Origin of the sequence: Mycolicibacterium arseniciresistens, assembly GCF_030519285.1 — a bacterium.
GTDB classification, from domain to species: domain Bacteria; phylum Actinomycetota; class Actinomycetes; order Mycobacteriales; family Mycobacteriaceae; genus Mycobacterium; species Mycobacterium arseniciresistens.
This window is the reverse complement of the sequence record NZ_JAUMSQ010000151.1, coordinates 1-12181: the sequence shown is the minus strand read 5'-3', so window position 1 is coordinate 12181 and position 12181 is coordinate 1. Positions and strand designations below refer to the sequence as shown.

The following is a 12181-nucleotide window of genomic DNA, read 5'->3' as shown; positions in this document are numbered from 1 at the left end:
GTGGACGACGCGGCCCGGCCTGCCCCTGCCCGGCCGTCCGGCGCCGCTGCACCCCAACGCCGCGGGGATGCGCGCGGTCGCCGATCTGGTGCTCGACGCGCTGCGCTGACCCGCCGAATTCGTGCATCCGCGGGTGCGGAGCGCATGCGACGATGATCGTCGACGGCCGTGCGACGGCCGCAGCTACCGGAGAACCCGAGGACGTGACGATGACTTCACCGCTGGGCGTCGACCCGAAGGTCCTGCGCGAGCAGGCCGCCAGGATGCACGAGTTCGCCGATCAGCGCGCCGAGCACGTCTCGAACGTCGTGCGGATCGCCTCCACGTTCACCGGGGCGTGGACCGGCCAGGGCGGGGACGCGGTGCAGAAGGCGCTGGAGAGCTACGTGCAGGAGGCGTCAGACACCCGGCGCGAAGAGATGGAGATCGCCGACGCGCTCATCCAGGCCGCCAATCAGTACGACCAGACCGACGCCGACGCGGCCGGCGGCCTTTCCGGCCAGATGGGCATCTGAGAGGACTCGCGATGACCGACATCGTCCTGAAATTCAACGAGGCCCAGCAAGCCGTCGACGAGCTGAACGCCGAAGCCGCCAAGCTCGAGGAGCTGACGGCCGAGGAAGGCGCCCTGGTCGACCAGATCGCGGGCAGCGAGTGGACCGGCTCCGGCGAAGGGTCCTGGGAGCAGCGTCAGCGTGAGTGGCAGAAGGAGTCCGTCGAGGAGTCCGCGGCGCTGAGGCGCCTGGTGCAGGCGGTCGAGGCGGCGCACGGCCTGATGAAGGACACCGAGACCCAGGTGTCCGGCCTCTTCAACTGACCCCCGACCCGCGACGCGTGACGGCCACTCGGTCGCAACGGGTTTGCCTGGGCACTCGGTGCGAGCGGCTAACGTGTGTGCCATGGGGCGCAGAACATCGGCCGTGCTGACGGCGCTGGTCGTCACCGCGGCGTTGGGCGGCTGCGGCCGCGATTCCGAACCGGAGTCGCCACCGGCGACACAGGAGGCGTCGCAGGCCGCGACGGAGTTCGCCGACCAGCTGCGGGCGCGGGTGTCGGTCGACGCGATGATGGGTCACCTGGAGAAGCTGCAGCAGATCGCGGACGACCACGGCGGCAACCGGGCACTGGGCACCCCCGGATATGACGCCAGCGTGGACTATGTCGCTGATGCGTTGCGCGACAAGGGATTCGACGTCCAGGCGAACGAATTCGAGGTGAAACTGCCGTTCGCCGAGGAGCCGGAACTGCGCGTGAGCGGCCGGACGGTGCCGGCCCGCCCCCTCGAGTTCACCATCGGCACGCCGCCCCTGGGGGTGACCGGACCGCTGGTGGCCGCCCGCGTCGAGGACTCGCCGGGGTGCACCGCCGAGGACTACGACGGGTTACCGGTGCGCGGCGCCGTCGTGCTCGTCGACCGCGGCGAATGCCCGTTCGGTGACAAGCAGGCCGCCGCGGCGCAACGCGGCGCCGTCGCGCTCGTCGTCGCCGACAACGAGGACGGCGACCAGATGGGCGGCACGCTCGGCGAGACGACCGAGGTGAAGATCCCGGTCGTCAGCGTCGGCAAGGCCGACGGCGCGCAGTTGCGCGGCAACCCCGGCGAGACGACCCTGCGGTTGAAGGCAGGCGTGCGCACCGAGCGCACCCGCAACGTGATCGCCCAGACCAAGACCGGTTCGATCGCCGACGTGGTGATGGCAGGCGCACACCTGGACAGTGTGCCCGAGGGCCCGGGCATCAACGACAACGGCTCCGGGGTGGCCGCGGTGCTGGAAACCGCGCTGCAACTGGGCAGTTCGCCGGATGTCCGCAATGCGGTGCGCTTCGCGTTCTGGGGCGCCGAGGAACTCGGGCTGATCGGCTCCACCCAGTACGTCGAGTCGCTCGACCAGGAGGCTCTCAAGGACATCGCGCTCTACCTCAACTTCGACATGGTCGGCTCGCCCAATCCGGGATACTTCACCTATGACGGCGACCAGTCCTCGCGGCCCGACCCGCGCGGAGGCGTGCCGCGGGTGCCGGAGGGTTCGGCGGGCATCGAGCGCGCACTGGTCGCGTATTACCAGGGCACCGACAAGAAGGCGCAGGACATCTACTTCGACGGCCGGTCCGACTACGACGGGTTCACCGCGGCGGGCATCCCGGCCGGTGGCACGTTCTCGGGCGCGGAGAACAAGATGACCAAGGAGCAGGCGGAAGTGTGGGGCGGCGAGGCCGACCAGCCGTTCGACCCGAACTACCACAAGAAGGCCGACACCCTCGAACACATCGACCGCACCTCGATGGAGATCAACGGTGGCGCAGTGCCGTACGCGGTCGGGTTGTACGCCCAGGATCAGCGCGGCCGCAATGGCGTCCCGCTGCGCGAGGACCGCACCCGCCATCCGCTGTCCGACGCATGAGGCTCGCGCGGACGGTCGTCGCGATCGCGGCGACGGCGCTGCTGGCGGCCTGCTCCCTGTCGTCGGCGCCGCCACCGCCCACCGACCTCGCCGCCGATCTGGCGGCCAGGGTCGGCATCGACGCGATGGCCGCGCACCTCGACGCCCTTCAGTCCATCGCCGACCAGCACGGCGGTAATCGGGCCGAGGGCACACCCGGTTACGACGCGAGCGTCGACTACGTTGCGAAGCTGCTGCGCGACAAGGGATTCGACGTAGAGACACCCGAGTTCGAGCGCTACGGCTCGACCAGGGGCGGCAAGCCCCGCGTCACGGTAGCCGGTCGCGACCACTCAGTGCAGCAGGTGTCGCTGCTGGTGACCACCCGTCCGGGCGGGCTGAACGCCGTCACATTGCGGCCCGCGACACCCGACGGATGCACACGCGAGGCCTACCGCGGTGTGGACGTCGAGGGGGCCATCGCCGTGGTCGACGACGCCGGTTGCTCGGTGGTCGCCAAGCACGACGCCGCCGCGGCGGGCGGCGCCGTCGGTCTGCTGGTGGTCGCTGCCCGGCCGGACGCCGCGACGCCCGGACTGTTCACCCCCGGCTACTACCGCGACCTCGACGTCCCGGTGGGCATCATCGACGCCGCCGCCAACGCGGCGCTGCGCCGCACCTCCGCGCCCGTGCGATTGGTGCTCGACGGGGAACCGGTGCTGGTCAAGTCGCGGAACGTGTTGGCGCAGACGAAGACCGGTGACTCCGCGAACGTCGTGCTGGCCGGTGCGCACCTCGACAGCGTCGCCGGCGGGCCGGGCATCAACGACAACGGCACCGGGGTGGCGGCGCTGCTCGAGACCGCACTGCAGCTCGGCGCCTCGCCCGATGTGCGCAACACGGTGCGGTTCGCGTTCTGGGGCTCGGAGGAGATCGGCCTTGCCGGTTCGCAGGCCTATGTGCGCGGCCTCGATCGCGACCGGATCGACGACATCGCGCTCTACCTCAATTTCGACATGCTCGGCTCGCCCAACCCCGGGTACTTTACCTATGACGGCGACCAGTCCGCCTCGGCCGGGCCGGCCAAGGCGACGCCGGAAGGCTCGGCAGGCATCGAACGCACGCTGGCCGGCTACCTCAACCTGGCCGGTATCCGGCCGGCCGACATGCCGATCGGCGATCGCACCGACTATCACCCGTTCGTCACCGCCGGGGTGCCGATCGGCGGGGTCACCACGGGTGCGGCGCAGCGCAAGACCGCTGTGCAGGCACGACTCTGGGGTGGCCGGGCCGATGTCGCGTTCGATCCGAACTACCACACCCGGCGCGACACCGTCGACAACGTCGACCGGCACGCTTTGTCGGTGATGGGCCCCGCGGTGGCCTACGGAGTGGGCGCCTACGCCCGGTCCACCGACGGCCCCAACGGTGTGCCGCCACGCGATCGGCGCGACCGCAGGGGCCGGTGACCTAGCCGACCGGCGACGTCGGATCCGGGTCGCGCTGGTCGTCACGGACGCCGCGAACCAGGCCGAGCAGCCGCATGCCGTGGTACACCAGCAGCGCGGCGATCGAGCCCAGAGCGATGCCGGTGAACGTCAGACTGCCTGCCTGCCAACTGAAATCGGCGATACCGATGATCAGCGGGATGGCCGCGGTCAGCTGGTTGACCGGCTTGGCGAAGTCGACGTCGTTGGTCAGCCAGATCCGCACGCCGATGATGCCGACGAGGCCGTAGAGCACCACGGTAGCGCCACCGAGCACCCCGTCGGGTGTCGCCGCGATCACCGCTCCGACCTTGGGGCACAACGCGAGTGCGATCGCCACCACGGCCGCCACCCAGTAGGCGGCGGTCGAGAACACCCGGGTCGCGGCCATCACGCCGATGTTCTCGGCGTAGGTGGTGGTGGCCGATCCGCCGCCCGCGCCGGCCAGGGTGGTGGCCACACCGTCGGCCATCAGGGCGCGGCCGATCAGGGGATCGGCGTCGGTGCCGGTCATCTGGCCGACCGACTTGACGTGCCCGATGTTCTCGGCGACCAGCGCGATGACCGCGGGCAGGAAGAGCGGCAGCACCGACCAGGTGAACGACGGCGTCTGGAACTCCGGCAGCCCGACCCATGCGGCCGAGGCGATGGCGGCCTTCTTGTCCGGGTCGAGGTCACCGAGCGCCAGCGCCAGCAGGTAGCCGGCCACCACCGCGAGGAAGATCGCCAGCCGGCCGACGATGCCGCGGAAGAACGCGAGCACCACCACCAGCAGCACCAGGGTCACCAGGCCGACCAGCGGCCCCTTCTCGAAGTTGTCCTTCGCCGCGGGCGCGAGGTTCAGCCCGATCAGGGCGACGATCGCACCGGTCACCACCGGCGGCAGGATGACGTCGATCCAGTGCGTGCCGACGACGTGCACCACCGCACCGATGACGATCAGCAGCAGTCCGACGGCGATGAGTCCGCCGAGCGCGCTTCCGGTGCCCTGCGCGGCGACCGCGCCCGTCACCGGGGCGATCACCGAAAAACTCGAGCCGAGGTAGCTCGGCAGCCGGTTGCCCGTGATGATCAGGAACAGGATGGTGCCGATCCCGGAGAACAGCAGCGTGGTGGCCGGCGGGAAACCGGTGAGCACCGGCACCAGGAACGTGGCGCCGAACATCGCCACCACGTGCTGCGCGCCGAGGCCCACGGTGCGGGCCCAGTCCAGGCGTTCGTCGGGAGCGACGACGAAGTCGCTGTCGGCGCGGGACTCGACGTGAGTCCAGGTCCATCGGCTGCCCGGTGCGGTCATGGATGCCTATATTGCCCGGCGGACTCGCCGCCCGCCGCCCGGACTAGTGGATGTGGCTGCCGCCGTTGATGTCCATCGTGCTGCCGGTCAGGTAGGCGGCGTCCTCGGACGACAGGAACGTGATGCAGGCGGCGACCTCGTCGGTGGTGGCGGTCCGCCCGACGGGGATGTCGCGGGCCAGCTTCGCCTCCTGCTCGTCGGTGGAGCCGACGCGGATGTTGGTGTCGACCGCGCCGGGAGTGACGGCGTTGACGGTCACGCCGGTGTCGGCGACCTCGCGGGCCAGCGCCTTGGTGAAGCCGAGGATCGCGGCCTTGGCCGAGGAGTACGGCACCTTGCCGAACACGCCACCGCCGCGCTGCGCGGACACCGAGGACATGTTGACGATGCGGCCCCAGCCCTGCTCGATCATCGCGGGCAGGAACGCCTTGGTGACCAGGTAGGTGCCGGTGGCGTTGACCGCCATCACCTTGTTCCACAGGTCGAGCGTCGTCTCGAGGAACGGCACCGGCGAGGTGATGCCCGCGATGTTGGCCAGCGCCCCAACCGGTGGCAGGTTGCCGTCGGCGACCTCGGCCGCGACGGCGGCCTGCGCTGCCGCGACGGAGTCCTCCGACGTCACGTCGACGGCGCAGCCGAATGCGGGCACCGCGAACTGGTTGCCGATGTCGGCGGCCACCTTGGCCGACTTCTCGCCGTCCAGGTCGAGGATCACCACCGCCCAGCCTTCCCGGGCGTAGCGCAGCGCGACGGCCATGCCGATGCCGCGGTCGGACGTCGCTCCGGTGATGACGGCGGTGCGTTGCGTGCGGTTGGTCGGTGTTGTCATGTCTCTCCTCAGATCAGGTCGGAAATATGTTGTGCTGCATCGGCGGTGGCCGCAGGCCGTTGGTCATCGGTGATGTCGCGCGTCTCGAGTTCGAGTGCGAAGTGGCCGGTGTATCCGGCGTCGGCGAGCGCCTTGAGCCCGCCTGCGAAGTCGACGGCGCCGCGGCCGACGGAGATGTTGATGTTGCCGGGCACCGCATCGCGGATGTGCACGTGGGAGATGCGGCCGGCGAATCGGTCGACGAAGTCGAGCGGATCCCCGCCGGAGGCGACGATGTGGCTGAAGTCCATCACGATGCCCACCGGGCTGTCGGCCAGCCTGTCCGAGAGTGCCTGCGCGCGCGTCATGTCGGCGCACAGCCGGTGGAAGTGCAGCGATTCGGTCCACAGTTCGACGCCGTGCTGCGTCGCGCGCCGGGCGGCCGCGATGAGCTCGGCGGCGACCAGGTCCAGGTCGTCGTCCAGCGAGCGCAGCGGGGTGTGGTCGAGTGCGCCGCACGGCAGCACCAGTGCCTGTGCCCCGGTGCCTGCGGTCAGGCTCAGCAGTGCGTCGAGGTGGGCGTCTCGGCTCCGCCTGCCTTCCCCGTCGAGCGGCAGGTTGAGGTCGCCGATATCGCCGTTGATGGAGCGCACCTGCAGACGGCTGCTGCGGACCGTCGCGATCACCGAGGCGACGGCCGTGGCGTTCAGCTCATAGGGCACGTGGTCGCAGACGCCCGGTAGGGCGCCGAGGTCGATGCCCCGGAAACCGAGCTGGCGAATCCAGGTCAGCGCCATCTCCAGGTCGAGGTGCCGGAAGCTGATCGTGGAGCAACCCAGCCGGCGGTCCGGCCTTGAGGCGGCGTGCATGGCGGTTTCCCTGCGTCGAGCGGACGTGATGGCTGCCACACTAAGGCGTCGACTGTTAACAGTCAACTAATGACGCTAATCCGATGTCGACTGTTGACAATGACGTGTGTGCGCCCTCACACTGAGTGACGTGGCGCACTGTTGACCGTCGACAGTGACGTAGAAATCACCCGATTCCGGGTATAGGTGCTGGGAAAGGATCTGTCATGAGCGACGACGCTCTCTCGATGCGGGGGCCGGTGCACGGCACCAAGAACGCCAAAAGGGTCGCAATCGGCTCCGGTGTCGGCGCCGTGATCGAGACCTACGACTTCATCGGTTTCGGCACGGCCGCCGCGTTGTACTTCGGAACGGCGTTCTTCCCGAACTCCAGCCCGCTGGCGGGCACCCTCCTGTCATTTGCGACCCTCGGCGTCGGGTTCGTCGCCCGGCCGCTCGGCGGCATCATCGGCGGACACCTCGGAGACAAGGTCGGCCGCAAGCCGGTCCTGGTCGCGTCACTGATCCTGATGGGCCTGGCCACGTTCGCGATCGGCCTGCTACCGACCTACGCCTCGGTTGGTGTGCTCGCACCCATCCTGCTGGTGACCGTGCGCATCATCCAGGGCCTGGCATTCGGCGCCGAGTGGGGCGGGGCGATCCTGATGAGCTACGAGCACGCCCCGTGGAAGAAGAAGGGCCGCTACACCGGCATCGTGCAGGCCGGCTTCCCCGTCGGCCTGCTCATCGCGAACCTGGTCTTCTTCGTCAGCATCCACCTCGGCGGTGACTGGGCGTGGCGGGTGCCGTTCCTCGCGAGCATCATCCTCGTCATCGTCGGTCTGATCATCCGCGCGAAGGTGCCGGAGTCGCCGGTGTTCGAGGACGTCAAGGAGCAGGGCGACATCGTGAAGTCGCCGATCGTCGAGGTGGTCAAGAAGGACTGGCGGAACATCATTCGCGGAATCGGCCTCCGCATCGCCGAGACCGCCGGCTACGCCGTGTCGATCACCTACATGCTGTCCTACCTCAAAGGCGCCGAACTCGCGACGCGCTCCCAGACCATCGGTGCGCTGTGCATCGCGTCGGCGATCGGCATCTTCGCCACCTTCGCCTGGGCCAAGCTCACCGACAGGATCGGCCGCCGCCCGCTGTACCTCTGGGTGTGCGCACTGGGCATCCCGTTCGGCGTGCTGATGTTCGTCACGGTGAACACCGGCGTGTTCATCCTCATCATCGCCACGTTCGTCATCGCCTACGGCGTGTTCCAGAACGCGCTCGCCGGCGCCCAGGGCGGGTGGTTCCCCGAGCTGTTCAACGCGAACACCCGCTCCTCGGGTGCGTCACTGGCGTACCAGATCTCGGCCATCGCATCGGGCTTCACCCCGTTCATCACCACGCTGCTGTTCGAGGCCTACGGATGGTGGGGCCCGGCGCTGCTGTTCAGCGGCTACATGGCGATCGGCCTCGTCGCCGCGATCCTCACCCGTGAGACCTGGGGTCCCCGGGAACGGATGCTGGCCGACAAGGCTGCTGCCGAGACCGCCGACCCGCATGCGGTGGCCGCCTGATGCGCATCGACGAAGTACGCGACGCCGCCCACCGGATGCGCCACCACGTGCTGAACATGGGCGAGGCGCAGGGCCAGGGTTACGTCGGACAGGCGCTCGGCGCCGCCGACATGCTCGCCTGCGTGTACGCCGACCAGCTGTCCTATCGCCCGGACGACCCGAAATGGGAAGGGCGCGATCGCTTCCTGCTGTCCACCGGGCACTACGCCATCGGTCTGTACGCAGCGCTGGCCGAGGCAAGGATCATCGACGCCGCCGAGCTCGACTCCTACGGGTGTGACGACTCCCGGCTGCCGATGTCCGGAATGGCCAGCTACACGCCCGGTATGGAGATCTCCGGCGGATCACTCGGCCACGGTCTCACCGTCGCGGTCGGAATGGCGCTCGGGCTCCGGCATCAGGGCTCGCCGGTGCGGGTGTTCAACTTCCTGTCCGATGGCGAGCTCGACGAGGGCTCGACGTGGGAGGCGGCCATGGGTGCCGCCCACCATCAGCTGGGCAATCTCGTCGCGATGGTCGACATCAACGCGCTGCAGGCCGACGGTCCCACCGCGGGCGTGCTGCGCACCGAACCCGTCGCCGACAAGTGGACCGCCTGCGGCTGGTTCACCCAGCGGGTGAACGGCAACGACGTCGAGGCGCTGCTGGCGGCGTTCGACGAGATCGCCGGGCGGGCAGCACCCGTCGGCACCCCGGCGGTCATCCTCTGTGACACCCGGGTCGGCAGCGGCGTCCCACTGCTCGAGAACCGCGAGAAGGCGCACTTCATGCGCATCGACGCCGACGAGTGGCAGATCTGCCGCGAGCAGCTCACCGCCGGATACCAGGAGAAGGCTGGAGTAGACGCATGACATCTGTTGCCCCGCTGCGCACCTCGGCAATGATCGCTTCGTTCGCCGATCCCGGACAACGCACCACTCCTGCGCCGTTCGGCCACGCGCTGGTCGAGGCCGCCAAGGCCGACGAGCGCATCGTCGGGTTGACCGCGGACCTCGGCAAGTACACCGACATGCACATCTTCGCCAAGGCCTTCCCCGACCGGTACTTCCAGATGGGGATGGCCGAGCAGCTGCTCTTCGGCGCCGCCGCGGGCATGGCCGAGACGGGGCTGATCCCCTTCGCGTCGACCTATTCGGTGTTCGCGGCTCGCCGGGCGTACGACTTCATCTGCCTCGACATCGCCGAACCCGGGCTCAACGTCAACATCATCGGCGGACTTCCCGGTCTGACAACGGGTTACGGCCCGTCGCACCAGGCCACCGAGGACATGGCCATATTCCGCGGCGTACCCGGTCTGACCATCGTGGACCCCTGCGACTCGGTCGACATCGCCCAGGCGGTGCCCCAACTGGCCGAGCACGACGGCCCGACGTATCTGCGCCTGCTGCGGGGTCAGGTGCCGACCGTGCTCGACGAGTACGACTACACCTTCGAGCTCGGCCGGGCCAAGGTGGTGCGTCCGGGCGCGGACGTCGTGTTCGTGTCCAGTGGGCTGATGACCATGCGGGCGCTGCTGGCCGCGGAAGAACTCGCCGGTCACAACGTCGACGTCGCGGTGGTGCACACGCCCACCATCAAGCCCTTCGACGCCGAAACGGTGCTGCGCGAGATCGATTCGGATCGGCTTGCGGTCACGCTGGAGAACCACACGGTGATCGGCGGGCTGTTCGAGACGGTGGCGGCCGAGGCGGTGCGTCGGGGCGTGCACCGCACGGTCGTGCCGATCGCGCTGCCCGATGAATTCCTCGCCGCCGGGGCGCTGCCGACGCTGCACGACCGCTACGGCCTGTCCACCCGTCGCATCGTCGCCTCGGTGCTCGACCGGCTGTAGGATCACTGTCGACAACCAATTGTCGACAGTCGTGTCGACCGGAAGGAGCCCCGTGTCGGTGGACGCCCCGTCGCTGCTGCGGCTGGAGAAGACCAGCCTTCGTCAGCAGGCGTTGACGGCGCTGCGACGCGCCATCACCACAGGGCAGTTGACGCCGGGCACCCACCTGGTGGAGACCGAACTGTCCGAGGCGCTGCAGATCAGCCGCGGCACCCTGCGCGAGGCGATGCGGCAACTGCAGCAGGAGGGCCTGATCTCCGCGGGCGCCAGGGGCCGGCTGTCGGTGCGCCATCTCGACACCAAGGAGATCCGCGACATCTTCGCTGTCCGGGCGGCGCTCGAGTCGCTGGCGGCGCAGTGCCTCGCCGAACTGCCGGACCGCACCTCCGCGGTCGCCGAACTGAGCAAGGCCGTCGACGACATGGACCGGTGGGCCGCATCGAATCTCGAGGATCGCATCGAGGCCGATCTGCGTTTCCATCGCACGATGTGCCACCTGACCGGCAACGAGACCCTGCTGCACCAGTGGTTGTCGCTGGAGGGCAGCATCCGCATGTCGATCATGTTCGCCGGTGTCGACCGGGCGTTGAAGAACATGGACACCAAGCGGCACTTCGAGATCGTCGACGCCATCGAGTCCGGCGACGGGCGGCTCGCCGCGGCCACGGTGCGTGACCACATGGACGGCGCGGCCAGTGTCCTGGTCGACGGTGCCGCTTAGCCGCAGTCAGTCGCGGCGGCGGATCAGCCGGCGCACCCCGTAGATCGCCGCGCCCAGCCCGACGACCGCCACACCCGCGGCCACCGACGGCAACGGCAGCGCGAACGCCAGCACGATGCACCCGGCCAGTCCCAGGATCGGGATGACGCGGTGCCCCAGCGTCAGCGCCGCTGCGTTGGCGATCGCGTAGTAGACCAGCACCGCGAAGGACGAGAACCCGATCGCGCCGCGCAGGTCCACCACCGCGGCCAGCACCGCCACCACCGCGCCGACCGCGATCTCGGCGCGGTGCGGTCCGCCGAACGTGGGATGCACGGCGGCCAGCGAATGCGGGAAATGCCGATCCCGCGCCATCGCCAGCGTCGTTCGGGACACCCCGAGGATGAGCGCCAGCAGCGAGCCCAACGCCGCGACCGCGGCACCCACCCGGACGACGGGCTCCAGCCACGGTGCTCCCGCATCGCGCACGGCCTCTGCGAGCGGTGCGCTCGCCGACGCGAGCGCCGCCGGACCGACACCGGCCAGCACCGCCGCCGCGACCGCGGCGTAGACGACGAGCGCGATGCCCAGCGCAATGGGGATCGCACGCGGGATGGTGCGGGCCGGATCGCGCACCTCCTCGCCGAGCGTGGCGATGCGCGCATAGCCGGCGAAGGCGAAGAACAGCAGGCCCGCGGCCTGAAGGACGCCGCCCACGGTGACGTCGACCCCCGGCGCCCTTTCCGCCCCGCCGGCTCCGCCGAGCACCGCCACGACCACGGCGGCGAGCACCGCCAGCACGACGGCGACGATGACGCGGGTGAGCAGCGCCGATTTCTGGACGCCGGTGTAGTTCACCACCGTGAGCACCACCACCGCGGCCACCGCGACAGCGTGCGCGGCGCCGGGCCACACGTAGTAGCCGACGGTGAGCGCCATCGCGGCGCACGACGCGGTCTTGCCGACCACGAAACTCCAGCCGGCGAGATAGCCCCAGAACGGGCCCAGCCGCTCGCGGCCGTAGACATAGGTGCCCCCGGACTGCGGATGGCGGGCCGCCAGCCGCGCCGACGACGTCGCATTGCAATACGCGACGACGGCGGCGATCGCGAGGCCGAGCAGCAGACCGGCGCCCGCCGCCGCGGCGGCGGGACCCAGCGCCGCGAAGATGCCGGCGCCGACCATCGACCCGAGACCGATGACGACGGCATCGCCGGTGCCGAGCCGGCGTCGCAGGGCCGAGTCGTCCGCTGCGGTC

At 69.7% G+C, this 12181-nt stretch carries 12 protein-coding genes and 1 pseudogene; 9 read left to right on the top strand and 4 right to left on the bottom strand.

From position 1 onward, the window contains the following. From Q2100_RS18585 to Q2100_RS18565, 5 genes and pseudogenes are all read left to right on the top strand, one after another. A pseudogene (locus Q2100_RS18585) lies at window positions 1-109 on the top strand (SGNH/GDSL hydrolase family protein); the annotation flags it as partial. A gap of 100 nt (window positions 110-209) precedes the next feature. Beyond that, window positions 210-515 (top strand): type VII secretion target, encoded by a 306-nt coding sequence (locus Q2100_RS18580; RefSeq protein ID WP_264012447.1) that lies wholly within the window; start codon window positions 210-212, stop codon window positions 513-515. A gap of 11 nt (window positions 516-526) precedes the next feature. Then, on the top strand, window positions 527-817 hold the full coding sequence (locus Q2100_RS18575; RefSeq protein ID WP_302915245.1) for a WXG100 family type VII secretion target: 291 nt from the start codon (window positions 527-529) through the stop codon (window positions 815-817). 82 nt (window positions 818-899) lie between these two features. Next, window positions 900-2402 carry a M28 family metallopeptidase gene (locus tag Q2100_RS18570; RefSeq protein ID WP_302915244.1) on the top strand — a complete coding sequence of 501 codons (1503 nt, stop codon included), beginning with the start codon at window positions 900-902 and terminating at the stop codon, window positions 2400-2402. Further along, window positions 2399-3850 carry a M20/M25/M40 family metallo-hydrolase gene (locus tag Q2100_RS18565; protein ID WP_302915243.1) on the top strand — a complete coding sequence of 484 codons (1452 nt, stop codon included), beginning with the start codon at window positions 2399-2401 and terminating at the stop codon, window positions 3848-3850. Before Q2100_RS18570 ends, Q2100_RS18565 begins: the two co-directional genes overlap by 4 nt. 1 nt (window position 3851) lies before the next feature. Here Q2100_RS18565 and Q2100_RS18560 read toward each other — a convergent pair whose 3' ends face one another. From Q2100_RS18560 to Q2100_RS18550, 3 genes are read right to left on the bottom strand one after another with little or no spacing between them, the layout of a single operon-like run. Next, a complete protein-coding gene (locus Q2100_RS18560) occupies window positions 3852-5165 on the bottom strand; it encodes a uracil-xanthine permease family protein (protein WP_264012441.1) in 1314 nt (437 codons plus the stop codon). A 43-nt stretch (window positions 5166-5208) separates the two neighbouring features. Next, window positions 5209-5994: an SDR family NAD(P)-dependent oxidoreductase gene (locus Q2100_RS18555; RefSeq protein ID WP_302915242.1), complete on the bottom strand. Its 786-nt coding sequence runs from the start codon at window positions 5992-5994 to the stop codon at window positions 5209-5211. 8 nt (window positions 5995-6002) lie between these two features. After that, entirely contained in the window at window positions 6003-6842 is an 840-nt protein-coding gene (locus Q2100_RS18550; RefSeq protein ID WP_302915241.1) for a sugar phosphate isomerase/epimerase family protein, read from the bottom strand. A 206-nt stretch (window positions 6843-7048) separates the two neighbouring features. On the opposite strand from Q2100_RS18550, the gene Q2100_RS18545 reads away from it, so the two are divergent. Genes Q2100_RS18545 through Q2100_RS18530 form a run of 4 tightly spaced genes read left to right on the top strand, consistent with a single transcriptional unit; the run spans window position 7049 to window position 10944 of the window. After that, window positions 7049-8392 carry an MFS transporter gene (locus Q2100_RS18545; protein ID WP_302915240.1) on the top strand — a complete coding sequence of 448 codons (1344 nt, stop codon included), beginning with the start codon at window positions 7049-7051 and terminating at the stop codon, window positions 8390-8392. Then, window positions 8392-9243, top strand: coding sequence for a transketolase (locus Q2100_RS18540; RefSeq protein ID WP_302915239.1), 852 nt, complete (start codon window positions 8392-8394; stop codon window positions 9241-9243). Before Q2100_RS18545 ends, Q2100_RS18540 begins: the two co-directional genes overlap by 1 nt. Then, on the top strand, window positions 9240-10223 hold the full coding sequence (locus Q2100_RS18535; RefSeq protein ID WP_302915238.1) for a transketolase family protein: 984 nt from the start codon (window positions 9240-9242) through the stop codon (window positions 10221-10223). Before Q2100_RS18540 ends, Q2100_RS18535 begins: the two co-directional genes overlap by 4 nt. Window positions 10224-10275: 52 nt before the next feature. Then, window positions 10276-10944, top strand: coding sequence for a GntR family transcriptional regulator (locus Q2100_RS18530; RefSeq protein WP_302915237.1), 669 nt, complete (start codon window positions 10276-10278; stop codon window positions 10942-10944). Between the two features lie 6 nt (window positions 10945-10950). On the opposite strand, the gene Q2100_RS18525 is transcribed toward Q2100_RS18530, so the two are convergent. Next, the gene (locus Q2100_RS18525; protein WP_407667652.1) at window positions 10951-12159 is read right to left on the bottom strand and encodes an APC family permease; all 1209 of its coding nucleotides are present in this window, start codon (window positions 12157-12159) and stop codon (window positions 10951-10953) included. Window positions 12160-12181: the final 22 nt, after the last annotated feature.